The 26,086-nt window shown below is 69.9% G+C and carries 24 protein-coding genes and 1 pseudogene; 18 read left to right on the top strand and 7 right to left on the bottom strand.

Annotated elements, in window-relative coordinates; genetic code table 11:
* Positions 1-42 precede the first annotated feature (42 nt).
* The 5 genes and pseudogenes from ACTVZO_RS39270 to ACTVZO_RS39250 all read left to right on the top strand — a co-directional run bounded on the left by ACTVZO_RS39270 (position 43) and on the right by ACTVZO_RS39250 (position 4,868).
* A pseudogene (locus tag ACTVZO_RS39270) lies at positions 43-1,002 on the top strand (IS701 family transposase).
* A 729-nt stretch (positions 1,003-1,731) separates the two neighbouring features.
* Positions 1,732-1,929 carry a hypothetical protein gene (locus ACTVZO_RS39265; RefSeq protein WP_443302941.1) on the top strand — a complete coding sequence of 66 codons (198 nt, stop codon included), beginning with the start codon at positions 1,732-1,734 and terminating at the stop codon, positions 1,927-1,929.
* Between the two features lie 44 nt (positions 1,930-1,973).
* On the top strand, positions 1,974-2,966 hold the full coding sequence (locus ACTVZO_RS39260) for an FUSC family protein (protein ID WP_443302940.1): 993 nt from the start codon (positions 1,974-1,976) through the stop codon (positions 2,964-2,966).
* Positions 2,967-3,240: 274 nt separating this feature from the next.
* Positions 3,241-4,656, top strand: a complete 1,416-nt coding sequence (locus ACTVZO_RS39255) for a DHA2 family efflux MFS transporter permease subunit (protein WP_443302939.1) — start codon at positions 3,241-3,243, stop codon at positions 4,654-4,656.
* 23 nt (positions 4,657-4,679) lie between these two features.
* Positions 4,680-4,868, top strand: a complete 189-nt coding sequence (locus ACTVZO_RS39250) for a hypothetical protein (protein ID WP_443302938.1) — start codon at positions 4,680-4,682, stop codon at positions 4,866-4,868.
* 322 nt (positions 4,869-5,190) lie between these two features.
* Here ACTVZO_RS39250 and ACTVZO_RS39245 read toward each other — a convergent pair whose 3' ends face one another.
* Complete coding sequence (locus ACTVZO_RS39245; RefSeq protein ID WP_443302937.1) at positions 5,191-5,853, bottom strand: DUF4360 domain-containing protein; 663 nt, start codon at positions 5,851-5,853, stop codon at positions 5,191-5,193.
* A 58-nt stretch (positions 5,854-5,911) separates the two neighbouring features.
* A complete protein-coding gene (locus ACTVZO_RS39240) occupies positions 5,912-6,556 on the bottom strand; it encodes a DUF4360 domain-containing protein (RefSeq protein WP_443302936.1) in 645 nt (214 codons plus the stop codon).
* Positions 6,557-6,978: 422 nt separating this feature from the next.
* Here ACTVZO_RS39240 and ACTVZO_RS39235 point away from each other — a divergent pair, with 422 nt between their 5' ends.
* The gene (locus ACTVZO_RS39235) at positions 6,979-8,220 is read left to right on the top strand and encodes a Kelch repeat-containing protein (protein ID WP_443302935.1); all 1,242 of its coding nucleotides are present in this window, start codon (positions 6,979-6,981) and stop codon (positions 8,218-8,220) included.
* A 433-nt stretch (positions 8,221-8,653) separates the two neighbouring features.
* Here the strand turns inward: ACTVZO_RS39235 and ACTVZO_RS39230 are convergent, their stop codons facing one another.
* Entirely contained in the window at positions 8,654-10,000 is a 1,347-nt protein-coding gene (locus tag ACTVZO_RS39230) for a hypothetical protein (RefSeq protein WP_443302934.1), read from the bottom strand.
* A gap of 224 nt (positions 10,001-10,224) precedes the next feature.
* Here ACTVZO_RS39230 and ACTVZO_RS39225 point away from each other — a divergent pair, with 224 nt between their 5' ends.
* The 11 genes from ACTVZO_RS39225 to ACTVZO_RS39175 all read left to right on the top strand — a co-directional run bounded on the left by ACTVZO_RS39225 (position 10,225) and on the right by ACTVZO_RS39175 (position 20,574).
* A complete protein-coding gene (locus ACTVZO_RS39225) occupies positions 10,225-10,488 on the top strand; it encodes a phosphopantetheine-binding protein (RefSeq protein ID WP_443302933.1) in 264 nt (87 codons plus the stop codon).
* Positions 10,488-11,648 (top strand): DUF5925 domain-containing protein, encoded by a 1,161-nt coding sequence (locus tag ACTVZO_RS39220; protein ID WP_443302932.1) that lies wholly within the window; start codon positions 10,488-10,490, stop codon positions 11,646-11,648. Before ACTVZO_RS39225 ends, ACTVZO_RS39220 begins: the two co-directional genes overlap by 1 nt.
* Before the next feature lie 115 nt (positions 11,649-11,763).
* Positions 11,764-12,564: an NAD(P)-dependent oxidoreductase gene (locus ACTVZO_RS39215; protein WP_443302931.1), complete on the top strand. Its 801-nt coding sequence runs from the start codon at positions 11,764-11,766 to the stop codon at positions 12,562-12,564.
* A 226-nt stretch (positions 12,565-12,790) separates the two neighbouring features.
* The gene (locus tag ACTVZO_RS39210; RefSeq protein WP_443302930.1) at positions 12,791-13,891 is read left to right on the top strand and encodes an LLM class flavin-dependent oxidoreductase; all 1,101 of its coding nucleotides are present in this window, start codon (positions 12,791-12,793) and stop codon (positions 13,889-13,891) included.
* The gene (locus tag ACTVZO_RS39205) at positions 13,888-14,544 is read left to right on the top strand and encodes a CE1759 family FMN reductase (RefSeq protein ID WP_443302929.1); all 657 of its coding nucleotides are present in this window, start codon (positions 13,888-13,890) and stop codon (positions 14,542-14,544) included. The genes ACTVZO_RS39210 and ACTVZO_RS39205 overlap by 4 nt, the downstream gene beginning before the upstream one ends.
* Positions 14,545-14,651: 107 nt before the next feature.
* Positions 14,652-15,119, top strand: a complete 468-nt coding sequence (locus ACTVZO_RS39200; protein ID WP_443303414.1) for a universal stress protein — start codon at positions 14,652-14,654, stop codon at positions 15,117-15,119.
* 135 nt (positions 15,120-15,254) lie between these two features.
* Complete coding sequence (locus ACTVZO_RS39195) at positions 15,255-16,472, top strand: MFS transporter (RefSeq protein ID WP_443302928.1); 1,218 nt, start codon at positions 15,255-15,257, stop codon at positions 16,470-16,472.
* A gap of 215 nt (positions 16,473-16,687) precedes the next feature.
* A complete protein-coding gene (locus tag ACTVZO_RS39190; protein ID WP_443303413.1) occupies positions 16,688-18,580 on the top strand; it encodes an amidohydrolase in 1,893 nt (630 codons plus the stop codon).
* A 44-nt stretch (positions 18,581-18,624) separates the two neighbouring features.
* Positions 18,625-19,287: a hydrolase gene (locus tag ACTVZO_RS39185; RefSeq protein WP_443303412.1), complete on the top strand. Its 663-nt coding sequence runs from the start codon at positions 18,625-18,627 to the stop codon at positions 19,285-19,287.
* 47 nt (positions 19,288-19,334) lie between these two features.
* The gene (locus ACTVZO_RS39180) at positions 19,335-19,859 is read left to right on the top strand and encodes a DoxX family protein (RefSeq protein WP_443302927.1); all 525 of its coding nucleotides are present in this window, start codon (positions 19,335-19,337) and stop codon (positions 19,857-19,859) included.
* Positions 19,840-20,574: a DUF1275 family protein gene (locus ACTVZO_RS39175; protein WP_443302926.1), complete on the top strand. Its 735-nt coding sequence runs from the start codon at positions 19,840-19,842 to the stop codon at positions 20,572-20,574. Before ACTVZO_RS39180 ends, ACTVZO_RS39175 begins: the two co-directional genes overlap by 20 nt.
* 65 nt (positions 20,575-20,639) lie before the next feature.
* Here the strand turns inward: ACTVZO_RS39175 and ACTVZO_RS39170 are convergent, their stop codons facing one another.
* Entirely contained in the window at positions 20,640-21,677 is a 1,038-nt protein-coding gene (locus ACTVZO_RS39170; RefSeq protein WP_443302925.1) for a nitroreductase family protein, read from the bottom strand.
* Entirely contained in the window at positions 21,674-22,045 is a 372-nt protein-coding gene (locus tag ACTVZO_RS39165; RefSeq protein ID WP_443302924.1) for a DUF6092 family protein, read from the bottom strand. The genes ACTVZO_RS39170 and ACTVZO_RS39165 overlap by 4 nt, the downstream gene beginning before the upstream one ends.
* A 185-nt stretch (positions 22,046-22,230) precedes the next feature.
* Here ACTVZO_RS39165 and ACTVZO_RS39160 point away from each other — a divergent pair, with 185 nt between their 5' ends.
* Entirely contained in the window at positions 22,231-23,469 is a 1,239-nt protein-coding gene (locus ACTVZO_RS39160) for a hypothetical protein (protein ID WP_443302923.1), read from the top strand.
* Positions 23,470-23,500: 31 nt separating this feature from the next.
* On the opposite strand, the gene ACTVZO_RS39155 is transcribed toward ACTVZO_RS39160, so the two are convergent.
* Together ACTVZO_RS39155 and ACTVZO_RS39150 are read right to left on the bottom strand one after the other, a co-directional pair.
* Complete coding sequence (locus ACTVZO_RS39155) at positions 23,501-24,259, bottom strand: SDR family oxidoreductase (RefSeq protein WP_443302922.1); 759 nt, start codon at positions 24,257-24,259, stop codon at positions 23,501-23,503.
* Between the two features lie 191 nt (positions 24,260-24,450).
* Positions 24,451-25,905: an MFS transporter gene (locus ACTVZO_RS39150; RefSeq protein ID WP_443302920.1), complete on the bottom strand. Its 1,455-nt coding sequence runs from the start codon at positions 25,903-25,905 to the stop codon at positions 24,451-24,453.
* Positions 25,906-26,086: the final 181 nt, after the last annotated feature.

Here is a 26,086-nt window from a genome sequence, read left to right as displayed (position 1 = left end):
GTGCATCGGGTTCTGATCAACCTTGCCGGGTTGGGTGCGTGGATGAGGGCGGCCACGAGAGCCGGGCAGCCATGGGGCGAAGCCTTCGGAAAGGCGATGCATCTGCTGTCGCGGGCCCGGTTCGATCACGACCTGGCCCGCAGGGAGATCGCCGGCCTGCTCGCCGATGAACTCGCCGGGCAGGAAGTGGTGCTGGTGGTGGACGAGACGGGCGATGCGAAGTCGTCCACGGACTGCGCGGGAGCCGGCAGGCAGTACTCGGGGGCCATCGGTGGTGTGGGTCTGTGCCAGGTGGCGGTGCACTTGGCGGCGGTCACCTCGACCACGTAGATGGTGCTTGACCGGGCCCTGTACCTGCCGGCGGACTGGGCCGCGGACGAGGAACGCCGCCAGGCGGCCGGGGTGCCGGAGCACGTCGTCTTCGCGACGAAGGCACAGCAGGCACTGGCCATGGTCACCGACGCACTCGCCACGGGGATCGCAGGGCGCTGGTTCGCGGGCGACGAGGTGTACTGCGGACGCGAACTGCGTCGGGGCATACGCGCGCTGGGTCTCGGCTATGCGGTCGGTATCTCTGCTTCGTACCAGGTCACCGACGGGGCCGGCCACCGTGGGCAGGCCCGCAAGCTGATCGACAGGGTGCGGCCCGGCCAGTGGATGCGCCGCCGGACCGGGCACGGGTCCAAGGGCACCCGCGCGTACGACTGGGCCTGGCTCGACGTCCGCCCCGACGAGAACAAGACCAGTGCCGGAGCCGGAGCCGGAGCCGGAGCCGGAGCCGGGACGAGTGTGCTGGTCGCGCGGCGGCACCGCTACACCGGCGAGGTGTCCCTCTTCCGCTGCTGGGCGCCCGGCGACGTCGCGCTCGGCACGCTGGTGGAAGTGATCTGCCGTCGGTGGCGGATCAAGGAAGCCTTCCAGCGCGGCAAGGGCTTCACCGGCCTCGACCAGGGCCAGGTGACCTGCTGGAACTCCTGGATGCCTGATCACTGTTCTCCCTGATCGCCGCCGCGGTCCTCGCCCTCACCACCGCAGCCGTCCAAAGAGAGCACGGAGCAGCAGCCCGACCTCGTCCCGCCGACCTGCCCCGAACTCATCCGACTCCTGCGGGCCCTCGTGCCCCCACAGCCCGTAACCGTGACCACGTCCTGCACTGGATCGCCTGGCGGCGCCACCACCAAGCCGTCGCCACCGCCTCCCACCAGCAACGACACCACCGTCACGATCAGCCGTGAACCAGAACCACAGCTGCCGTAACGAGCTCGTAGCGGACGATGTAGCGCTGACGTCCGCGGGCGGCAACACCTCGACCGCGACTTCACCACGAGCACCGACCTCGCCGTCGGCACGCACTCAGCGGTCGCGTCGCATCGTACAGTCGCGACGCCACACGCGCCCGTGTTCACAGCCCTGGCGCCGCGAACACCACGAACCAGCGGTTCAACCCACCTCCGTCGAGGCCTGTCCAGTAGACGTGGTTACCGTGGGGTGAACACCTCCACCCCCACCGTCGTTTCACCGCCGAGTACTCATCACCCAGGCCGAGTGCGCACTCACCTCGTACGAGCGCGCCCGCAACCGGCCGAGTTCGAACGCCACTGCTTCTCCGATGGATCGCGCTCCACTTCGTGTGATGGCTGCGACATGCCACTCTCGGCGCAATTCGCTGTCAGTGCGCTGTTCGGCGGTCAGGCTGTACCTGTTGGTTCACGTCCGGGTCAGGAGCTGGCTTTGCGGTTCAAGGTGTCATGGCACTTCGACTTCCCCAAGAACCCCAACGTCGCACCCGGAATCGTCGCGGACCTGGAATCCCCGACCTGGGTCCGGGAGGGACGGCCCTTGGTACTGATCGGCGGCTCCGGCACCGACCCCTACCGCCATCGCTACCGGGCCACGGAGAGCGAACGCCGCGGTAAGACCCACAGGTGAACGGGCCCGCCGCGCGCGCAAAGACAACCGGCCGTGCCCGGGACGTGATCTCCGCCGAGGGACCGGCCGCGGCACGGATCGTCGTCACCGTCGCCGTCGCCTGGGAGACGGCGCTGTGGCTGGGGGCGGAGCAACCGCCCGTCTACGCCGCTGTCGTCCCGCTCGTGGCCCTGCGCGGCGACCCCATGACCGCGCTGTCCGCCTCCCTCCAGCGCGTGCTGGGCGTCGTCGCGGGCGTCCTCGTCGGCATCGTCGTCCTGAACATCCTGCATCCTTCGACCGCTGCGATCGTCCTTGTCGTGGCCATCGGTCTGGCCGCCGGCATGGTCCTGAGGGCCGGCGGCTCCATGAACGTCCAGGTCCCGGCCTCCTCCCTGCTGGTCTTCGCCAGCACCTCCCCCGACGCCTACGCCCTGCACCGCCTCTGGGAGACAGGAGCAGGCGCGGCCGTGACGATCCTTCTCGCGCCGCTGCTCTGGCCCCCGGACCCCCGCCGCACCCTGGCCGCTCTCGCCGCGGACTCCCGCACCCGCCTCATCCAGGCCCTCACCAGCACCACCGCGGTTCTCGGTACCGACCCCGGAACAGCCCGTGACAACCTGGCCGCCGTCAGCAGCCACATCGAAGCGGTTCACGGCCACGCCGCCCGGGCCCGCGAAGCCGAACGCGCCATGCGTTTCAACCCCCTGCGCCGGAGGGACCGCAAGACCGTCACAAGCCTGACCCGCGCCGTGGCCACCGCCGACCAGCTCACCCCACACCTGGCAACCCTGGCCAGAGAAGTCGCCGAGCTCACCGGCCGGGAGGACCTCGCCCCCGCCCTACCCGAGGCCCGCCGCCACCTGCCCGGCCTCTCCGCATCCACCGCCAAGGCGATCACGGACACCTTGCACGAGACGAGCCCCCAGCAGGCCCTGACCACAGCACGCGCCCACCTCGCCGCCTACGCCCGAGCCGACAGCCGCCCCGCCGCCACAGCCCTGCGCCGGCCCTTCAAGCGCATCCTCGATGACCTAGACCGACACCTCGCGCCATAGGCCCGAGGCTCTGCCTAGCGGGGCCCAGGCGCACCATCCAGGGGCATCCTCCGGAGAATCAGCTGACCGGGGGATGCCCCCATGCCAGTGCCGGCAGCGATGATCAGGGAGTCACCGGTCAAGGCGGCCGGTCGTGTCGAGTTCCCAGGGAGTCCCGCTGTGCTGATCGAAGTGCATGTGAACGCCATCGCCCGCAACGGGCTTCCGTTCCCCGCTTCGGTTCTCCGCGCCGTCAGGTGCGGCCGGAGCGGGCATCCGAAGGAAACGACCGAAATTGCAACGCCTGCTCCGTAACCTCTCTTCTTCCGGCCCGTCCGCGAGCCCCCAGGCGGCGCTGTACGCACTGTGCGTCAGCTTCTTCATGATCTGCCTGGACGCCACCGTCGTGAACGTGGCCCTGCCCGACATCCGCACATCCCTCGGGGCCTCGCTCAACGAGGCTGTCTGGGTCAACAGCGCCTACGCCCTCTGCTACGCCGTACCGCTGATCCTCGCTGGCCGGCTCGGCGACCGGTACGGGCCCAAGCGGCTCTTTCTGGCAGGTCTAGCCGGATTCACCCTGGCCTCGCTGGCCTGTGCGCTCGCCCCGAACGCTCCGGTGCTGATCGCCACCCGGGCCGTCCAAGGCCTGGCCGCGGCACTGATCGCACCGCAGATCATGTCGCTCATCGTGCATCTGTTCCCCACCGAGCGGCGGGGCCGGGCGCTGGGTGTGTTCGGAGCGGTCGGCGGCGCCGCGATGGCCGCAGGACCGGTGGTGGGCGGGCTGCTCGTCGCCTGGACCGGCTGGCGGGGCATCTTCCTGATCAACCTGCCCGTCGGTGTCGCCGGATGGATCGCCGCGTACCGTCTGCTGCCCGACTGGCGGCCCGCCAGGGGCCACCGGCTCGACCCGTGGGGCATCGTGCTCAGCGGCCTGGGGCTGACCGCGCTGGTCTTCGGCGTACAGAGCGGCGAGGCCTACGACTGGGGCACCGTCGCCGGACCCGTCACGATCCCCACGGTGCTGGCCTTCGCGACCGTGTGCCTGACGGCGTTCGTGTGGTGGCAGCACCGCAACAGGAGCGAGCCGCTCCTGCCCTTGAGGCTCTTCCGCAACCGCGCCTTCTCGGCGGCCGCTACGGCCGGCGGAGCCATGGGAGCAGCCATGATCGGCATGTTCCTGCCCCTGATGATCTACCTGCAGAGCGACCTCGGCTACAGCGCACTGGCCGCGGGCGCCGCCACCGTCCCGATGTTCGCCCTGTCCTCACTGTGCGCGCGGTTCGCGGGCAAGCGGTCCGACTCCACCAGCCCACGACGGCTCGCGGCCCTCGGCTTCCTGCTCCTGATCGCCGGGATCGGCTCCCTGACCTTGCTGCTGCACCCGGGCACCGGCCTGTGGACGCTCATGCCCCCGCTGCTCGTCACGGGCGTCGGGATCGGGCTGGTCTCCGCGCCGCTCGCCGGCATCGCCACCCGCGGCTTGGAACCCTCCCTGGTCGGCGCTGCGTCAGGGGTGTTCAACACCACCCGACAGCTCGGCGGAGCCCTCGGCAGCGCGGCGACCGGCGCACTCCTCCAGGCCCACCTCGGAAACACCCCGACCAGCGCCACCCAGGCCGCGCTCGCCTTCCCCGTCGCCATGCTCCTGATCGGCCTCGCATGCTGCGCCGCCGTCCGGCCGACTCCTGCCGCACGAACCGCCTGAGCTCGACGGGCCGGTGTTCACCGGTGGCCGCCATGCCGCTGCCGCGGTTCGACGGCGGTCGTCTGACCTGGGTCCTGCGAGACCTGCCCGTCGAACTGGTCCGCCGAATCCGTTCCGACCGCGTCATGCGCCTGCCCAGGCCGCCTCGCATCCACGACCCGAAGGGCGGGCCGCCGCCCAAGCACGGCAAGGCAACGAGGCTCCCGTACTGATGAGGTGAGACGTCGCACGTCTCTCTCAACGGCACGGAAGCCTCGTGCAGTGCTGACACCGACCGCGTCACCCGGTCAGTGGTCACGCTGGATTCGGATCGCGCGGTACCTCTATGCGAGTCGAGATGGCCCGTGTCGAGGTGGAACCGTCCAGGTCATCCCAGGCATGGCGGGATTCCGCCGCGGAACATGCCTACGGGCCGAGATGGCGCTCACGCCCCACCCCGCCCCGGAGTCGGCGCACTCAGGCCGTCCCGGGGTGACCGAAGGGATTCCGCGGCCCGTCCGTCATCCGAGCGGATCCGGAGGCCGGTGGTTGCCGTCAAGGAGTCTCCGGGCATTCCTTCCAAGCCACGTGGTAGACGGTACTGACGCTGGCGTCCGTGGAGTCCATGGTCATGAAGCTCGTCTGAGTTCGCGGGTTGGAGGTGCCGGGGTTGACCCGGAGCTCGGTGTTGATGTTGAAGTTTCGCTTCTCCCCGCACGGTGCCCACACCAGGTCGCTGTACTCGGTCCGGTCGGTGGCCTGCCAGTTGTCGTCGTAGGGTCCGTCGAACCGATGGGAGCGCTGGGTCGTCTGGGGCATGCCCTGGAAGTAGTAGCCCGCACGCTCCACGGCGTTCGCGCCGGGCTGGAGGAGCGCGTATCCGCGGTAGTCCGCTTGGATGATGGCGTACGTGAAGCCGCCGGGGACGTGAGCGCGGAGGCTGAGCTGGCAGTTCTTGCGGAAGTCCGTGGCGGCGGAGTCGGGCCCGATGTGCGCGAGGTAGTCACTGTAGGTCACGGTGAAGGCCGTGTTGTCGGGGGCCACGTCGACCGTCGCCGTGCCCTCCGGGCAGCCGGAGCCGTTGACCGTCACCAACTCGATGACGATCTTGTCGGGCGGCGTGGGGAGGGTGGACACGTCGGCGCTGCTGCTGTGCGCCGGCCCGGCCAGCGCGAGGAGGAGTGCGGCGGCAGCGCCGCCGGTCATGACTCGCTTCATGTTCGTCCTTTTCCGAGGTGCGTGAGCGGATGGGCTGCGGTGGAAGCCGGACCAGAGGTCAGGCAGCCGGGCATTCCTTCCATTCCAGGTGGTACTTGGTGCTGACGCTGCCGTCGGTCGAGTCCATGGCGATGAAGCTCAGGCCCTGGGGGTCGCTGCCCGCGTTGACGCGCAATTCGGTGTTGATGTTGAGGGTGCGCTCTTCACCGCAGGGCGCCCAGACCAGGCTCGCGTAGTCGGTCTCGTCGCTGGCCTGCCAGTTGTCGAAGAGGGGGCCCGTGAACTGGTGTGTGCTGCGCGTGGTCTGGGACATGCCCTGGAAGTAGTAGCTCGCGCGCTCCAGGGCCGAGGCTCCGGGCTGGAGGTAGGCGAAGCCCCGGAAGTCGGCGCGGGCGATCGCATAGGTGAAGCCCTGCGGTACGTGGACTCTGAGACCGAGCTGGCAGTTCTTGCGGGAGTTGATCGGGTTGGACCCTGCACCTGCCTGCGCGAGGTAGTCGCTATAGGTGACGGTGAAGGCCGTGTTGTCCTCGGCGGCGGCCACGGACGTGCTGCCCTGCCGACACCCCGAGCCGTTGACGGTTTGGACCTGCACGGTGATCTGCCCCGGCGGGTTGGCTACGGGCTGAGCCTGTGCGGGGATGGCAGTGAGAGCCGCTGCCAGGGCCAACGTTCCACCGCCCAGAACATGACGTAACGCCATGATGTCTCCTCATTCGGCGAGCACAGGCCGTGGATTCGGCCTGTGGCGCGGATCAGGACAACAGGTCGTGGAGGTTCTGTGAAGAGAGCCGGATCAAGAGCTCCGTTACGTCGGCCGAAGCCGACCGCCGTCTCCGGACGCCGTGCGGAGCGCGGTCGCCACCATCGTGCGACGTGGAACGCCTGCGGCCGGCACGGTCGGGCCCGCGCGCACCGAAGCGAGCTGTTCGTTCGAACGACCGAAAACCATCGCAGGACGGCGTTCGGCCGCGGCCGTGCTGTCCGGGCGGGTTCGGGCGGGGAGGGGCGCTCGGGTGGGCGTACGAGCTGCTGCATCCGGCCGAACACATCGAGCGACCTCGGCGTTCAGGCGCACATGATCGGACTGCTTCTGATCATTGCGCATGAAGAGAAAGGCCCCCGGTGACGCACTTGTACCCCGCTGACCCACACGACCGACCGCAGGGCGGGTCCCGCGGCCTGGCGGGCTGGCGCCGCCTCGCCGTCCTGGCCCTGGCCTCCGTCTTGGCCCTTTACACCGTCAACTCCGCCAGTGCGCAAGGTGTGTGGGTGACGCTGCCGGCCAAGCCAACGGCTGCAGCGAAGCTGGGTGCGGCCGCGGCGGACTGCCCGAGGGGATGGAAGGGAACGTGCGTCTACGCGGTCGCGGGGAGTGGCGCCGAGACGACGCTGGAGGCCTACAACCCCGCCAAGGGGACGTGGATCAGGCTGCCGGACCTGTTGTCTCCGGCTCGATCGAGCGTCGCGTCCACGACCGCGGACTGTCCCGGTGAGAAGCCCGGCGACTGCGTGTACGCCACCGGCGGCACCACTGGTGGGTCCAATCGGCTGAACCATCACGAGGCCTACAGCTCCAGGATGAACGCCTGGCTGTCGCTCCGTCCCATGCCGACCGCACGGATGAACGCGGGCGCGGCCACGGCCCCCTGCCCGAAGGGATACGGCCTGCGCGGTACCTGTGTGTTCGTCACCGGTGGCGACGCCGGTACCCCCACCGCGACCGTGGAGGCCTACAGCCCCGAAACCGGCACCTGGGCCACCTTGCCACCGCTCCAGCAGGCACGCGCCTTCCACGGCAGCGCCGCGGCCGCCTGCCCCAGCGGGCTGGGACTCAAGGGGGTCTGCGTGTACGCGTTCGGCGGCGTCGATACCACCGCCACCCTGAAGACCGCCGAGGTGTACAGCCCCGCCACGGACACCTGGCAGTACCTGCCCGACCTGCCGGCGCCCCGCAGGGGACTCGGTGCCGCGGCGGCGCCCTGCCCGGAGGGCGCGAAGGGCGGTTGCGTGTACGCCGTGGGCGGACTGAATGCCGCTGCCGAGCCGGTGGCGACGCAGGAGGCGTACAGCCCGGCCGGCAACGCCTGGCTCGTTTTGCCGTCGATGCCGACGCCCCGCAACGAGCTGGGTGTGGCCGCGGCCCCGTGCTCCAAGAGCACCAAGCGGCACTGCGTGTACGCGGTCGGCGGCTTCCTCTCCTTCAACTCTGATCCGACGAACGTCACCGAGGCGTTCGCCATCGAGCACCCGCACGGCCGGCCCAAACCGCCGTCGAAGCCGAAGCCCGCTCCGACCGAGGGCGACTGGGACGACATTTCAGGACGGGCAGAGAGCAGGTGGGGCGATCAATCCGCCGTGCAGTGAATATAGACCCAGACGTGACTCGGATGGATACTCCAGCCCGTTAGGGTTCCAGCGACGCTGCGGTAGTTTCCCTGGATGAATGCGTCGGGCTTCGAGCCGGTGTATCGGATCTCTACCCCTCGAGGGATTCTCCACCCCGAGCCGTGATGATATTCGACTCCGTTCAGGTGGCTCCCCGGGTCGCACCCGCCTTGAGCCTCGACGGTATGCCAGAGGGTCAGCTTCGCATGCCCCAGAAATATCTCTTCTCTGGGGCCAGATCCCGCCGATTCCGATCGGGGCACCTCGCGAGTGGGGCTGGCATAAGCCGCCTGCGCTGCCGGTGCTCCCGCGCAGAGGGCCGCGGAGGCAAGAACCACTCCGATCGCCCTCCATCGGAATCTCCGGACTTTGGATTTAAAATTTTTCACAGTCTCCAGAATTCCCTTCATTGTCAGATGTTCCATCCGGCTTGCACCAGGCTGGTCATGACATCATCCGACAGCAACCCGTCGGCGTAGCACTGACCCAGTACGGCCTTGCAGGCCACGAGGTCGCCCTTCTCCACCTCGTTGAGGAATCGGGCCGCCTGCTCGAACTGCCCACTGCCGATGAGGCGCGACAGGAACTGAACGGCCATGACCCCGAAGACGGTTTTCCCCTTCTTGTCCAGCTCGAACATGTAGCGCTCGCGGCCGAGGGCGGCGAAGGACTTCCATTCCGCGCCCGACAGGAAGCACTTCGAGACGTCTTCCATGCGGTTGATCGCCTTGTACTCCCTGATCCTGTTCGCGGTCTTCCGGTCCCGTTCAGTGAGCTGATGGAGCTTCAGCAGCCCGTTCGCAAAATCCGTCACGAACAGGTCGTAGAGGTAGTCGACGATCTTCTTGTCGGCCTCGATCCATGCCGAGTCCATTCCTTTGATGTCGCGCCGCATCTCATTGCTTCCGGACCTGCTGGCCGTGCACGAAACGAAGCGCAGACTGCCGATGTCCGGGTAGCGCGTCCTGTCGAGCAGCCCGCCGCAGGTGTGTTCGTCCGGGAAGGAACATCCTCCGTTGCACAAGTACACGTCCGTGTCCACGAGGAGCACCCACGGCTTGTCCTTGCCCGACAGGCCCAGGGTGTTGCTGAGGGTGTCGACGGCACGCGGACGTTCGTCCGGCAGGAGTGGGGACACCACCATGTTGGGCACCACCTGCCCTTCGTCCACCGGGCAGCCGCCGCCGATCTCCACCATGGCTCCCGTATTGGCCACGGGATAGGAGACCTGGCTCTGCGGGACCGCGCCCTTCCTCATCTCGTCGAGGATCTTCAGCGAGGCGGGGCCGGCGAGAGTCTCTCCGGGGTTCGCGTAGAGGTGGATCGACGGGGACCCGGGGACCAGGTAGGTGTGGCCCTCGAAACTGCCGTGTCCGATGACCACCTTCATCGGGCCGGACGCGGTGGTGAGCACCGAGCCGATCGCGGCGCTCTTCGCAGCCACCTTCAGGTGGTCGTAGTCCCCCCGGTATTCGCGCACCCTGAAGGCCGCCGCCCGGAACCACTCCTCCCATTCATCCTGTGACTGCCACGGGTCGGGGATGCCCCAGACGATGTCGCCGCGTCCCATGGTGAGCAGCCATTCCCGGATCTGCTGGTCCGGCTCGGCCGAAGGCGGCAGCACGTCAAGCAGGTCGAGGTACCCGGCTCCGCCGGTCAGGCCGTTCTTGTGCGCCCATTCCATGCGCATGCGGAAGACCTGCGGATCCATGGTGTCCTCCGATCCTCCCTGCTCGTGCCCACCGTTCGCGTGCTCCACGTGTGTCCGTTCCTTCGTATGCGACGTGCCTGTTCTCCGGCATGGTGCAGAACTTGCCGGCAGAAAGGGTGATCGCTCAGGCGGACATACGGCCCCCGAAGCATGCCCGTGCGGGTCACCGATGGGCCGGGCCCGATGGTTGCCCTTGCGTCGGCCCCAAGGGGAGCGCGGGAAGGAAAGTGCGGAGCATACGGTGACGTACAGGAGCACGAAAGGAAGAGAACATGTCCTCACAGAACCTCGAAAAAGTGATCGCTGATGTAGCAGAGCTCATTACCGAAGTCACGGGCGTGGAGCCCCCCGAAGGAAAGCCGCTCGGCAGCGTCGAACTCCTCGATGACCTGGACATCGATTCGCTGGCCACCGTCGAAGTGGTCGTAGCAGCCGAAGAGCACTTCGGCATCCAGATCGACGACTCGGATGCCAAGAAATTGGTCACCGTCGGGGACGTGGCACGGCTCGTGCGCCGCCGGCTGGACCAGGACTGATGAGCGCCCGCGCCATTCGGTTCCCCACCGGTGCGGCGCCATTCGCGATCGGGAGCGCAGGATCCCCCGGGGCGCTCCGGCTCACGGGGCGGGACGCTCCCAAGCACATCATCAACGCCCTGGCCTTGGAGGCGTATCTCGACGGTTCACAGCCTCATGCTCGATCGGTCGAGCTCGAAGACGTGGTGGACGTCGCCTCGGTCCTGCCGGCCGACGCTCGGATCGTACGAACCCATCACTCCGCGGACGGCAATGGCTGCTGGCTGGCCCGCGGAACTGGATGGACGGCGCAGGCGGAGAGGATCCGGGCCGCAGAGCGCCACCTCGTGCGGATCACCGTCACCGCGGTGGCCGAGGAGACCGCCGAGCGAGTGGTCCGCGACATCGTCGACGCCACGAGGACGAACCGCTCCGACCCGTCCGATGTCGAGATCGGCTTCTGGCACCTCGGCGACCGGGGAACCGCCCGACGGAGCACACGTTCGCTGCCGGCCCAGCCATGGCAGAACATCCGGGGGAACTACACGGCCTCGGTCGCATCCCGCTTCGGGGAGCTGGCATCCCTCGCTCCGGACGACCTCTTCGGTTCGATTCTCGTCATGCACGGTCCACCCGGCACCGGAAAGACGACGGCGCTGCGATCGCTGGCCTACGCATGGCAGAGCTGGTGCGCTTTCGAGTACGTCCTCGACCAGGAGAAGATCCTGGCCTCCGCCGACTACCTGGCCGAGGTCGCCTTCGGGAGCGCCGCCCATGAGTCGGGAAGGCCCGGCCGGCCCTGGCGGATGATCGTCATCGAGGACGGGGACGCGCTCATCCGGGCGGACGGCGGTCGGGCGAGCGGCGCCCAGCTGTCCCGTCTGCTCAACATCACCGACGGCATGCTGGGGGCCGGCCGCCGGGTCCTCGTCGCCATCACCACCAACGAGGACCTCCACCGGGTCCATCCGGCGATCACCCGGCCGGGTCGCTGCCTGGCGGAGATCGAGTTCGGCCTGCTCAGCGCCGCGGAGGCGGACACCTGGGCGGAGCGGAACCCTGGCGGGCCGACCACCTCGGCATCGGGGCCGACGTCCCTCGCCGAGCTGTACGCCCAGCGGGCCGGGGCCAATCCCGCGAGGGAACGGCTCGGGCGCCAAGCAGTGGGCGCCTATCTCTGAGGTCCGTGGACAGTGCGTGTGGTCGGCCGATGTGGCTCCAGGCGTTCGTGTGGTCTCTCATCCGGCCCGACCGCGGCGCACCTTCGGCGTGTTCCCCACATGCATACCCTCGGGTATGAACGAAACGATCGGGTTCATCGGGCTGGGAGACCAAGGCGGACCCATGGCACGCCGCATCCTCGATGCGGGAATGCCGTTGGTCGTATGGGCGCGCCGACCCGATGCCGTCAGGTACTTCGCCGACAGGGGCGCAAGGGTTGCGGCCGACATCGCCGAGCTCGGCTCGCACTGCGACCATGTCGGCATCTGCGTGTTCGATGACGATGGTGTCCTCGAGGTCGCCCGCCGGCTCGTCCCGGCGATGAAGCGCGGCAGTCGCATCGCCGTCCACTCGACGGTGCTGCCCGAAACCGTCCTGTCGCTGGAGCAGCAGTGTGCCGAGAAGGGCATTCTGCTCATCGACGCGCCGGTGAGCGGGGGTGCGGAGGCTGCCGCTGCCGGAGCGCTCACCGTCCTGTGCGGCGGTCCATCGGAAGCCTTCGACGCCGCGCTGCCGGTGCTGCGTACCTTCGGGGAGCGGATCGTGCTCCTCGGTCCGGTGGGCTCGGCGCAACGTGCCAAGATCATCAGCAATGCCGTCTTCTCCGCCCACATGGGCATCGCCATGGCGGCGCTCGACGCCGGCGCGGCGCTGGGCGTCTCACGCCCACAGCTGATCGAGCTGATCCAGAACAGCCCGGCCCAGAGCGTCGGCTTCCAGGTCTTCGCCCAGTTGCCGGCCCCCACCGCATTCGCCCACCACGCCGCGAATCTGACCAAGGACATGAACCTGTTGAAGGCCCTACTGGGCTGCCATGCGGCTACCCGCGAGCTCGACACCGCTTCCGCACGTTTCCTCGAGGCTGCCACGACCTGAGCCGGCGCGGCGGTGGCCGTCGGCGCGCCCTGTCCCTGCGGCGGTGGCCGACGGCACTAGGACTCGTGTCCGTCCCAAGTGGGGATCCCGAACGACTGCCCGTCGGGGAGACTCGCTGTGATCGCCGACTGCGGAGGAGTTGCTCCTGCCCGTAGCGGGTTCCTCCGGGGACCAGGCCCGACAGGTCCGGCATCAGTTTGTGTTTGCGGATGCTGGAAGGGAAGCCATGCAGTTCGGGATCTTCACCGTCGGAGACGTCACACCCGACCCGACCACGGGCCGTGCGCCGGGCGAGCGCGAGCGGATCAAGGCGATACTGGCGATCGCGCAGAAGGCCGAGGAGGTCGGCCTGGACGTGTTCGCCACCGGCGAGCACCACAATCCGCCGTTCGTCCCCTCCTCCCCGACGACGATGCTCGGCTACATCGCCGCGCGCACCGAGAACCTGGTCCTGTCCACATCGACGACACTGATCACGACGAACGACCCGGTGAAGATCGCCGAGGACTTCGCGATGCTGCAGCACGTCGCGGACGGCCGCGTGGACGTCATGATGGGGCGGGGGAACACCGGGCCGGTCTACCCCTGGTTCGGCAAGGACATCCGCGACGGCATCGACCTCGCGATCGAGAACTACGCGCTGCTGCGCCGTCTCTGGGACGAGGACGTGGTCACCTGGAAGGGCAAGTTCCGTACGCCGTTGCAGTCGTTCACCTCGACCCCCCGGCCGCTGGACGGTGTCGCGCCGTTCGTATGGCACGGTTCCATCCGTTCGCCGGAGATCGCCGAACAGGCCGCCTACTACGGTGACGGGTTCTTCCACAACAACATCTTCTGGCCCGCCTCCCACACCGCGCAGATGGTCAGCCTGTACCGGGAACGCTACGCCCACTACGGTCACGGCACGCCCGAGCAGGCCATCGTCGGGCTCGGCGGTCAGGTGTTCATGCGCAAGAACTCCCAGGACGCGGTGCGCGAGTTCCGTCCGTACTTCGACAACGCGCCGGTGTACGGCCACGGCCCCTCGCTGGAGGAGTTCACCTCCCAGACACCGCTGACCGTGGGCTCCCCGCAGCAGGTCATCGAACGCACCCTGTCCTTCCGCGACTATGCGGGCGACTACCAGCGCCAGCTGTTCCTCATCGACCATGCCGGCCTGCCCCTCAAGACCGTCCTGGAACAGCTCGACCTCCTCGGCGAAGAAGTGGTACCCGTCCTGCGCAAGGAGTTCGCGAACCTGCGCGCGGCCGGCGTGCCGGACGCGCCGACGCACGCGGCGCGCGTCGCCGCCGCCCAGGAGGCACCGAAGAAGGAGACCCGGGCATGAAGCTCGTCGTCGTATCCGCGGGGCTGAGCTCGCCGTCCTCGACCCGCCTGCTCGCCGACCGTCTCGCGGCCGAGACCCTCCTCCACCTGCGCGCCGAACCGGAGGTCATCGAACTGCGGGACCTGGCGACGGAGATAGCCCGGCACCTGGTCACCGGGTTCCCGCCCGCCCGCTTGGCCTCCGCCCTCGACGCGGTGGCCGCCGCCGACGGCCTGATCGCCGTCACACCGGTCTTCGCCGCGTCCTACAGCGGCCTGTTCAAATCCTTCTTCGACCTCATCGACAAAGACGCCCTCACCGGCAAACCCGTACTCCTCGGCGCCACCGGCGGGACTCCCCGCCACTCGCTGGTCACCGAACACTCCCTGCGCCCGCTGTTCACCTACCTGCGCGCCCTCGTCGTACCGACCTCCGTCTACGCCGCCTCTGCGGACTGGGGCGATGAGGGGCTGGCCCAGCGGATCGCCCGCGCGGGCACGGAGTTGGCCCGCTTCGTCACGCCCGCCTCCCAGGACGGGGTTCCGGACGTCGACACCACCGCCGCGATCGCACCCCGCTCACTGACAGGAGCGATCACATCCGTGCATCCCGCACACGGCTTCGAAGTGGTCCCCTTCGAAGAACGGCTCGCCGCACTCCGGGTCGACCACTGAGGTCTCCTCCCCCGGCGCGGGGGCCGACCGGAGGAGGCCCGTGCCGGTCCACGTCTCCTACCGTTTTCACGAAGGCCAACCTCCACCAGAGGGACGTGATCTCCGTGATGCACCAGGGATACCGGCGAGTAGTCGTGGGTGTCAGCGGCTCTATGGGCAGTGTCGCCGCCCTTCACCGGGCCGTGAGCGAGGCCCGCCGTTTCGATGCCGAGGTGCTGGCCGTCATGGCCACCACCCCCAATGTCCATGCCGCCGACCACATCACGGTCGAGCGGACCATGGCGGAAGGCGCGCTGGCTTCCGTGCTCGAATCCGCCTTCGGAGCGGATGGCCGGCCCCCTGGCCTGCGCTTCCACGCCTTCGCCGCGCTGGGCAGCGCCGGACTCGTGCTCACTGCGGCAGCCGACCGGGACGATGACCTCCTCGTCGTCGGCGCTCCTCGACGGCGCCTGCTCCCCGGCTTTTCCACGGCGCGGTACCTCATGGCTCACGCAACGTGTCCGGTGCTCGTCGTACCCCTGCCGAGCCTGCGGAAGCGGAGAGGCACCTCATCGCTGCACGCCTCGGAGGTCTGACCCGCGCCTGGAAAGACATCGACCAGCCTCCGTTTCATATTGGCTATCAGGACATACGCTCACCAATCATGTGCGGTCGATCACCGTCGACAGCACATCGCGGGACCGGGCCGAACCTGATGCCAAGGAGCTCTCTTGTCTTCCGCACATGCCGCTGAGCCCCGACCGGCAGACGCGTTCAATCCGCCCCGCGGGCTCGTGGGGATGCTGACCGCCGCCGCGTTCCTGATCTTCGCCCAGGCATTCATGATCGCACCGATCCTGCCGCAGCTGGCCCACGCGTTCCACTCCACACCCGGCACGGTGGGCCTGGCGGTGCCCGCGTATCTGGTGCCCTGTGGCGCGATGACGCTGCTGTGGGGGCCCCTGTCCGACCACATCGGCAGGAGGCGGGTCATTCTCGGCTCCTTGGCAGCCTTCACCGTGCTGACCGCCGCCACAGCCCTCGTCGGCAGTTCCGGGTCCTTCATCGCCATGCGGCTGGCCACCGGCATCGGTGCCGGTGGCGTCGTGCCGATCTCGCTGGCACTGATCGGGGACGTCTTCCCGTACGCCCGGCGCGGCCGGGCGCTGGGGTGGGTGTTCGGCGGCATGGCCGGCGGCATCGCGGTCGGCTCCAGCGCAGGCGCGCTGGCCGAACCCCTCGTCGGCTGGACGGGCCTGTTCCTCGCCATCGCGTGCGGCGGGGCGGCACTGCTGGTGCTGGCCCTGGTCGTCCGCCTCATCCCCGAGTCCCCCCGTCCCGCGACCGCACCCTCCCTCGGCGCCGTCGCCTCGGGCTACCGGGCCCTGCTGCAGACCGCCCGGGGCCGGCGCACCTATGCGTACATCCTGTTCAACGCGGTACTGCACTCCGGGATCTACACGTGGCTCGGTCTCTACCTGCTCCGGCGGTTCGACCTGGGCCCGGTCGGCATCGGGCTGGCCCTGCTGGGCTACGGAGTGCCCGGTCTCCTGCTCGGCCCTGTCATCGGCCACCTCGCCGACCGCACCGGACGCGCCCGCATCATCCCCGCCGGGGTCTGCCTGGCCGCCGTGTGCGCGCTGCTGCTGGCAGCCGAGCTGCCGGTGCTCGCCGTGGCCCTGGTCGTGGCCGCGCTGTCGCTCGGTTACGACATGACCCAGCCGCTGCTCGGCGGCATCGTCACCGACCTGCCGGGCCGGCCCGGCCAACGCGGCCAGGCCCTGGGTCTGAACGCGTTCTGCCTCTTCGTCGGATTCGGCCTGGGCAGCCTGGTCTTCCAGGCACTGCTCCCCGCGGGATTCTCCGTGGCACTCACCGTATTCGGCTGCGCCGCACTGGTCGCCGCCGCGGTCGCCGTCCCCCTGTTCCGCAACGAGCGGGCGCGCTGACGCCGGATCCCCGGGGCGGTTCCACTCCGCACGCCCGGACTAGTCACGACTCCTGACGAAGATCGTCCTTTTCGGCCCGCCGTTCAGTGGATGCGGGGCGAGGAAGCCGGTGGCTACTTTGCGTTCGCGGCCACAAACCGCTCGAACGGGCAACCCGGACTTCCTCAGAGGGAGCACGTGCCCACGTCACAGGAGGATTTCGGATCGTGTCCACGATGCCGGTCGGCGGTCTGGTGCCCCGCGCGACCGAGAACCCCGCGGACGTCATCGTCCGCAACGCCAAGGTCCACACGGGAGACCCGGCCCGGCCCGGCGCCCAAGCGATCGCCGTGCGCGACGGCCGCGTCCTCGCCGTCGGAGACGACCACGACATGGCCACTCTGGTCGGTCCCGCGACCCGTGTCGTCGACGCGCTCGGCCGCCGGATCGTCCCCGGGCTCAACGACTCCCACCTCCACGTCATCCGGGGCGGGTTGAACTACGTGCTGGAACTGCGCTGGGACGGTGTGCGCAGCCTCCACGAGGGACTGGCGATGCTGCGCGAGCAGGTCGCGCGCACGCCCAGGGGCCAGTGGGTGCGCGTGGTGGGCGGCTGGTCGGCGGAGCAGTTCGCCGAGCAGCGGCTGCCGACCGTGGCCGAACTCAACGCCGCCGCCCCCGACACGCCGGTGTTCGTCCTGCACCTGTACCAGTCTGCGGTGCTGAACCGGGCCGCGCTCAAGGCGGCCGGCTTCACACGGGACACCCCCGAGCCCCGCGGCGGGCAGATCGTACGCGGCCGGGACGGCGAACCGACCGGCATGCTGCTGGCGGCGCCCAGTGCCCTGATCCTGTACTCGACGCTCGCCAAGGCCCCCGTCCTCGACGACGAGGACAAGAAGACCTCAACCCGCCACTTCCTCAGGGAACTCAACCGCTTCGGCCTGACCTCGGCCATCGACGCGGCCGGCGGCTTCCAGAACTTCCCCGACAACTACGCCACCGTCGTCGACCTCGCGAAGGCGGGACAGCTGTCCCTGCGGATCGCCTACCACCTCTTCCCGCAGACCGCGGGCCAGGAGATCGCCGACCTCACCCGCTGGATCGAGACGGCCCGCCCCGAGGACGGGGACGAGTGGCTGCGGCTCAACGGCGCGGGTGAGAACCTGACCTGGGCCGCGGCGGACTTCGAGAACTTCACGCAGCCGCGCCCCGAACTCGCCGAGGAGTACGAGGCGGAGTTCGAGAAGGCCGTACGACTCCTCATGGAGAGCGGCTGGGGCTTCCGTCTGCACGCCACGTACGACGAGACGATCCGCCGGGACCTCACCGTGTTCGAACGGCTCGCCTCCGAGGGGCTGTTCCCGGCGGGCAACCGCTGGCTGTTCGACCATGCCGAGACCGTCAGCGCGGCCAGCCTGGACCGCATCGCCGCCCTGGGCGGCGCCCTGTCGGTACAGAACCGGCTGTCCTTCCAGGGCGAGGCCTTCGTCCGCCGCTACGGCATCGGCGCCGCGGCCGACGCGCCGCCGATCCGCGCCATGCTGGAGCGCGGCCTGACCGTCGGCGGCGGCACCGATGCCACCCGCGTGTCCACCTACAACCCCTGGGTCGCCCTGCACTGGCTGGTCTCCGGCCGTACCGTGGGCGACCTCCTCGTCCGCCCGCCGTCCAACCGCGTCGACCGCGGGACGGCGCTCGACATGTTCACCACGGCGGGCGCTCGGCTCACCGGCGAACAGGACGTGAAGGGCATCCTCGCCCCGGGCTACCTCGCCGACTTCGCCGTCCTCTCCGCGGACTACTTCGCCGTACCGGAGCCCGCGATCGCGCACATCGAGTCGCTGCTCACGATCGTGGGCGGCCGCATCGTCTACGCGACCGGCGAGTACGAGGGCATGGACGAGGAACTGCCGCCCGTGAGCCCGGCCTGGTCCCCGGTCGCGCGCTTCGGCGGCTACCGGTCAGCCGGATCCCGAGGCCTCGGCGGCGTCCGCCAGGCCGAGCTGATCGGCGAAGCCGTCGCCGAATCCGGCGAGCACCTGCGGTGGCGGGCCGGGCAGGGCCTCGCGCCCCTCCCCCGGGACGCGTACGGGGTCGGCTTCTTCGACCCCTGCATCTCCCTTTGAAACCACATCGGTTCATTCGCATCACCCCTATGAAAGGCATTCCCATGTTCGACATCGCCCAGGTCACCGCCGCGCCCAGCCCCGACCTGCTCACCCCCGACAACTGCGCCGTCCTCTTCGTGGACCACCAGCCGCAGATGTTCTTCGGCACCGGCAGCGGCGACCGCACCGGGATCATCAACTCCACCGTGGGTCTGGCGAAGGCCGCACGGATCTTCGACGTTCCGGTCGTGCTGAGCACCGTGGCGGCGGAGTCCTTCTCCGGCCCGATCCTGCCGCAGCTCGCCGACGTCTTCCCCGACCAGAAGATCATCGACCGCACGACGATGAACGCCTGGGAGGACGAGGCCTTCGTCGAGGCGGTGAAGGCGACGGGGCGCAGGAAACTCGTCATCGCCGGCCTGTGGACGGAGATCTGCGTGGCCCTGCCCACGCTGTCCGCCCTCGAGCAGGGATACGAGGTGTACGTGGTGACCGATGCGTCCGGCGGCGTCAGCCCCGAGGCGCACGGGAACGCCGTGCAGCGCATGGTCCAGGTCGGCGCCATACCGATGACCTGGGTGCAGGTGCTCCTGGAGCTCCAGCGCGACTGGGCCCGTGCGGAGACGTACGTCGCGACCACCGACCTCGTCAAGGACCACGCCGGCGCCTACGGCCTCGGTGTCGTCTACGCCCAGGCCGTGATCGGCGCACACGCCGCCGGCTGAACCGGCGGCGCACGGAGAACGAGACGCACAGGAACGGCGGGAACGTGATGGACACCGGACTCTTGATCCTCCGGCTGGTGACGGGACTCCTGGTCGCCGGGCACGGGGTGCAGAAGGTGAGCTTCCGACTGGGCGGCGATGGCCTCGCCGGAGGGAGCGAGGAGTTCCGGCGGGACGGCTTCCGCGGCGGCCGGCTCACCGCCCTCGCGGCGGGCGCCGGCCAGATCGGCTCCGGCCTGTTCCTGGCCGCCGGGCTGCTCACTCCCGCGGCGGCGATGGCCGCCGCGGGAGTGATGACGGTGGCGGTGACCGTCAAGTGGCGCAACGGCCTCTGGGTGCAGCACGACGGGTACGAGTACCCGCTGTTCCTCGTCGTCGTGGCGGCGGTGCTCGCGCTCACCGGTCCCGGACAATGGTCGGTGGACCACGCGCTCGGTCTGACGCCGTGGCCCGTGTGGGCCTCGGTCACCGCCCTCGTCGTCGGTCCTGTCAGCGGGCTGCTCACGCGCGCCCTGCTGCACCGCTCCACCATCGCGGAAGGAACCGCCGAGGATGCGCTCGCTGTTCGTTGACGCCTTCCGGACGCTGGTCCCCCGCGAGGGGGACCAGCACGGTCCGCTGCCGCCGCTGCTCCTGGCCCTCACGGTGGTGACGGGGCTCGTGGACGCGGTGAGCTATCTGGGGCTCGGGCACGTCTTCATCGCCAATATGACGGGCAACGTGGTGTTCCTCGGCTTCGCCCTGGCCGGCGAGCGCAGCCTGTCCGCAGCCGCCTCGCTCGTCTCGCTGGCGGCCTTCCTCACCGGCGCACTGGCCGGCGGCCGCTTCGGCCTCCGGTCCGCCGCTCACCGGGGCCGTCTGCTCGCCTCTGCCATGGGCGTGCAGACGGTCCTGTTCGCCGGGGCCCTGGGCGCGGCCCTGGCCGGGCACGACAAGGTGGACACCGGCCTGCAGTACACCCTCATCGTGCTGCTCGGCGTCGCGATGGGGTTGCAGACCGCGGTCGTACGGCGGCTCGGCGTCCCGGATCTGACGACGACCGTGCTCACCCTCACCCTCACGGGGCTCGCCGCCGATTCCGCCACGGCCGGTGGTACGGCGCCGCGTCCGGGTCGGCGCATCCTGTCCGTCGTGGCGATGCTGTCGGGTGCCCTCGTGGGCACCCTGCTCCTTCTGACGGTCGGGCTGTCGCTGGTCCTGGGCGTGGCCGTGGCGCTACTGGCCACGGGAACGGTGGTGCTGTGGCGGCTCTCCCACCCGGCCGCGCAGTGGGCAGCCAGGCCCTGATGCCGCGCGGCCGACCGGGGCGTCGGCTCTCCGGCCGGCCGGCGCGCGGCCTGCGGGCACCGGCGTTATGAGGTCTCCGGTTCGGGACCGACGGCCGACTCGTCGCGCGCATCCATGTAGAAGTCGGACACGACGCGCCATGCCTCGTCCTCCCGGTGGAACACCTTGATCGAATGCGTCCTTCGTCTCGGGAGGACCGACCCGTCCGCGGTCTGCTGCCCTTCCCGTTCACGGTAGGTCTTCACGACCACGACGTCGTCCGTCACCCATCGCAGGTGCGTTCGGGGGGATCCCGCCCACCGCCCGGCCAGGAACCTCGGGTCCGTGAACAGCGCGCGCAGGCGGCCGAGAATGGCATCGCGGCCCTGAAAGGTCTCGCCGAACACGTTGGTCAGCTCGGCGTCATCGGCGTACACGTCCAGGAACGCGGCCGCGCTGTTGTCCTCGTACCCGGCGTCGATCTCACGGATGCGACTCCAGACCCGCCGTTCTTCCGTCTCGTGGTTCCGCGCGGTGGGGCCCTGGGCGTCAGGCGGACCCGGCGAGGACGTTGCGCGGTTCCAGCTCACGACGTCGGCCCAGGTGTTCTCCGGCCGGCGGCGCAAGGACGGTGTGCGGCCGGCGGCGGGATTGCCGAGGCAGACGATGAGCTCCGGGCGCACGGTCTCGGGGAGGCCGAGCAAGGTGGCGGCCGCCGTCCTGCTGAAGGAGGTGACCGGCCCGGAACCCAGCCCCAGGGCGTGCGCGGCGAGCAGCATGGTCGCGGTGGCCGTGCCCACGTCGACGTAGGGGCCGGCGTCGGCCGGGGTGAATCCGTACGATTCGGCCCGGGCCCAGTCGACGCACACCACGATCGCGGCCGTGGGTGCCTGGAGCATGCCCGGAGAGACCATGCGCAGCGCGTGGAGCAGCGCAGGCCGGTTGACCACGACGTACCGGTGGATGTGGCGGTTCCCGGCGCGCGGGGCGTAGCGGGCACTGTCGATCACCGCCTCCAGGTCGGCCCGCTCGACGGGGTCCGTGGTCAGGCTGCGGACCACGCGGCGGGTGCGGATCGCCTGAAGGACCGGATGGCCCCGGATGCGCCCGCCCGTGTCGTTCATGAGGCCTCCGTCGCATCCAGACCCAGCCGGTCCACCAGGTGTTCGGCCAGGGTCCGGCACAGTGCGTCCACCGTGGCGGTGTAGGCATCCGGGTCGCCTGCCTGGACGGCTGCCCCGTCGGCTTGCCGCCTGATCTCCTCGAGCAGGGGCCCCAGCGCCCCACCCGCCTGCGGAATGATCATTCCCGCCAGTCGGCCCGCCGCGGTCAACAGGCGCTTCGGCCCGTTCTCCGCGGCCTCGTCCAGCTGGATCCTCGCCGCCGTGACGAGATAGGCCAGGAGTTCGACCGCGTCGTCCTCTCGGAGCACGAGGCCCTCGGCCGGGCCGGGCTCCGGGGTGCGCGCGGGTGGCGCAGGCATCGAAGACATGGTCAACAGCATCACACCGGAGCACCGCCGCGGCATCTCCGGACCACCGCCGCTGCCTCTGCTTCCATGGCATCCCTTTCGGGCGGTCCTCGCTGCCCGGAAGGCCGGGCGTTGGTGAATGCGGACCACGGGCACCCGCGCCTAGCTTCGTCGGACAGCCCCTTCCGCTATCACTCGAGGCGTCCGTGGAATCCGAAATCTCCGTCACCCCGCACGTCCTGTTCGAAGGCTCCGACGAAGAGGGAAACCCGATCCGCCGACTCCAGTGGCAGTGCCACCCCAGCATGAACGGACACATCCTCCAGGAGGTGTGGTTCAGCGCCGCCGGCAGTACTCCCACCGTGTACTGGGAGGCGTGGCGGGTGCAGAACGGGATCGTGCAGGACGCCGGCGGATCCCCGCTCGCCGACGCCGCCCACTGCGTGTGGAGCGCTCCGTCCGCCGCGGGCGACTGGCACGTCCAGGGCAACGTCTACTGGGCGGCTGACTTCCGCCCCGAGGACGAAGGCTTCGTACCGGTCACGCAGGCCTGGTTCCACACCCCGGTGCTCCGGCGTGCGTCGGGGCCCATGTGCCACATGACAGGACTGTTCGACCACCACTGGGGCAGTGGCACGGGCCACGGTTCCTCCGAGGGCGACGGGGAAGCGGACTGCACGGTGCAGGTGCGCACCTGCACCGTGAACGCCGCGTTCCACGGCACCACGCCCGAGTCGGCGAACAGTATCCGTGACCGGGGCTTCACCGTCGGTGGACGGCGGCTGCACGGCCGGCGATACGGTGACGGGGTCTATTTCACCGAGAACGCCAAGACGGCACGGGGATACTCGAAGGCCGGCAATGAACGGGGGGTCGGCCCCGTGATCGAGGTCGCGGTCACCGGCAAGGTCGCCTGGCTCGACGAGCGTGAACTGGACGCCGCCCTCAAGAGGCGGGACCTCTCGGGGTTCCCCTTCGCCGAGTCCTCCGAACAGCGGGCCTACCTGCTCAGGCTCCTGGACTCGCAGGACTACGAAGGGTCGACGAGCCCCATGGTGTCCGTCGGTACCTTCCTTTCCCAAATGGGCTACTCGGCGATGTACCTGCACCCTTGGAAGGAGGTGGTGGTCTTCGACACCGATGCCATCAAACTCCTCGGTGTCGAAGAGTTCGAGCCGCAGCCCCCGGCCGCCGAGCACCCGGTCCCACCCGCAAGCCGTCGCGCGCGGCGCACCGTGCAGCCGGTCGATGCGGAAGAGTCGGCTCCGCGTCCGCGCAGGACGAGGCCGGTAGATGCGGAAGCGTCGGCTCCGCGGCGGCGCAGGGCGCAGTCGGTCGGCCCGTCGTCCACGGTGAAGAAGCCTTCGAAGCCGCCGACCGGGCCGGTCATCCAGCCCGCACCGTCCAAGAAGAAGAGCGGTCAGCCGAAGTGCGTCATCTCCTGAACGCCCGGGAGCGTCGCCCGCGGTCCGCCGGTCACGAGCCGAGGACGTCCTCGCGGCGTGCGGCGAGGTAGTCGATGTAGCCCTCGTAGTCGGCCGCCTTCTGACGGAAACGCTCCAAGGTCGAAGCATGGGTGGTGATCATGAACCGCTCCTCCCGGAGTGCCTGGACGACCGTCCCCGCGAGATCCTCCACGGTGATCGCGTTGTGCAGGAGATACGGCGCCTGGTCTGCCATCGGCGTGCGGACGCCCTCGGGGCACAGCACCGACACGCGGACTCCGCGGTTTCGGTAGGTGAAGGCGAGCCATTCCGAGAAGCCGACCGACGCGTGCTTGGTGGCCGCGTACCCCACGCTGTCCAATTCGGTCAGCAGCCCCGCGGCGGAGGCCGTGTTGAGGAGGTACCCCTCCCCGCGTTCGAGCATGTGGGGCAGGACATGGCGGGCTGCCCACACCTGGCTGATGAAATTGACGCGGAGGATCCGGCTCCAGGCGGCCTCGTCCGCGAGACCGTCCATGCGCGTGCCGATGCCGGCGTTCGAGCAGAAGAGGTCGATCCTGCCCTCCTTGCTGAGCACGTCTCCCACCAGCGCCTCGATATCGTCCTCCCGCGACACGTCCGCCGGGACGAAACGGGCGGCCCCGATCGCGTGCGCCCGCTGCTCGCCGGCACCCGCTGCCAGGTCGGAAGCGATGACCGTCGCCCCCTCGGAGACGAACCGCGCCGCCATGCCCAGGCCTATGCCACTGGCCGCACCGGTGACGACGACGATCTTCCTGCTGAGATCCATGCGCAAACTCCCGCGGAGAAGTGGGCCGGCTGACCTCCACCGGATGGGATCGTTCCGTCCGCAGCCGCCGACCAGCGCCAGTCTCCCGACCTCCCGGTTGGCCTGGATCCACTCTTGGAACGGTTTGCCGGCCTAGTACCGAGGGCGCCCCGGGCTGTCGCCCGGGGCGTTCTCGGCCGGTCGTGCGCCCTTCACGGCGTCCGCCTGCCGAGGCGGGCACCTGCCGGCAGGCCGACGAGCACCAGGAGACCGGCTGCCGCGGCGTAGGCGACGTGCTCTCCGGACAGGCTGAGGGCGCCGTGTCCCACCCATCCGATGGCCCCTGCGAGTCCGGCGAGCATCGTGGGGCCGATGCCGCTGCCGATCTGCAAGGCAGTGGTCGTGACCGCCGAGGCGGTCCCGTGGGCGTGGTCCGGAACGTCTCGCAGGCCGGTGGCGGTGAGGGCGGGGAAGGCCAGGCCCTGCCCGAGTCCGGTGATGCACAGACCGGCCAGGACCGCTCCCCCGTACGGGCTGTGTGCTCCTGCCGTGCACCACAGCAGCACGCCGCCCGCGGTGAGCAGGATCCCCCACAGCAGGAGCGGGCGCGGTCCGTGGGTTTTCATCAGTCGCCCGGAGGCGAGCGCCGCCACCGTGACGGCCACGCTGACGGGAAGGACCGCGAGGCCGGACGAGGCCGGGGACATCCCGCGGACCTGTTGGAGGTAGAGCGGCAGCAGGAACAGCGAACCCGCCACGCAGAAGTAGAAGGCAGCGGCCGTCACCGCGGCGGTCCGCACGCCGGGCACCCGCAGCAGACCCGGGTCCAGCAGGACGGCGTCCCCGCCGCGGGAGCGTCCGCGGCGCCACCAGAGGTATGCGCCGGCCGCGGCAATGAGGGCCGTGGCCGCCGCGAGCAGGCCGCCGCCCGGCCGGGAGGCCATGTCGGCGCTCAGGACGATCAGCACGATGGCCGCGACCAGTGCTCCCGCACCCGTCGTGTCCAGGCGTGCGCGGCGGTGCGGTGCACCCGCCGCCGGCAGCCAGCGCACGGCGGCCAGCACGGTGGCCGCCGCTGTCAGGGCCTGGAGGCCGAACACCCAGCGCCAGCCGAAGGCACTGGTGACCACACCGCCGAGTACCAGACCGGCGCCGTAACAGCCCGCCTGCGCGGCGGAGAACACCCCGAGGGCGCGCGAGCGCATGGCACCGCTGGGATACGCCGAGGTCAGCAGCGCAGTGGCTGCTGGCATGGTGATCGCCGCGCCCGCGCCCTGGAGGACGCGTCCCGCCACGACCACCCAGAAGGCGGGCGCGACGAAAGCGAGCACGGCACCCGCCGCCACGGCAGCCAGGCCCCAGGCGAGTACGCGGCGCCGCCGCAGCCTGTCCGCCATCGCCCCACCGCACAGCAGGAGCCCGGCGAACGCGATCGCGTACCCGCTCGCGGCCCAGGAGAGGTCCTGCGCCGAGGTGGCGAACCGTGTGCCGATCGACGGCAGGGCGCTGTTCAGTACGGCGACGCCCCCGGCGTCCAGGCCGGCTGCCGCGCTCAGCACGGCCAGGGGTGCGTACCGGGCGAGCACCGGTCCGGCGGACGCCGGCCCGTCGGTGGCTGCCTCGCGGCCCGGGGAGGGCGGAGGTGTTCCGTCAAGGCGTGTGGCCATGGGTGGGCTCCAGGGAAGTGGCGGGAGGTCCGGACGTCCATGGACCGGGGCCGCCGGTCTCCGTGCCGCCCGCGTCGTCATGGCTGTCTGACACCAGGCTGCGGCGGGAAGGAGGCTCCCACGAGACACCGCTGTGAGCACGTACCGGTGGGGGTGGTCCTGCCAGGGCCACCCCCGGCCG

Origin of the sequence: Streptomyces sp. IBSNAI002, from assembly GCF_052244475.1 — a bacterium.
In the GTDB taxonomy this organism is placed as follows: Bacteria; Actinomycetota; Actinomycetes; order Streptomycetales; family Streptomycetaceae; genus Streptomyces.
This window is presented reverse-complemented; position numbering and strand designations above follow the sequence as displayed.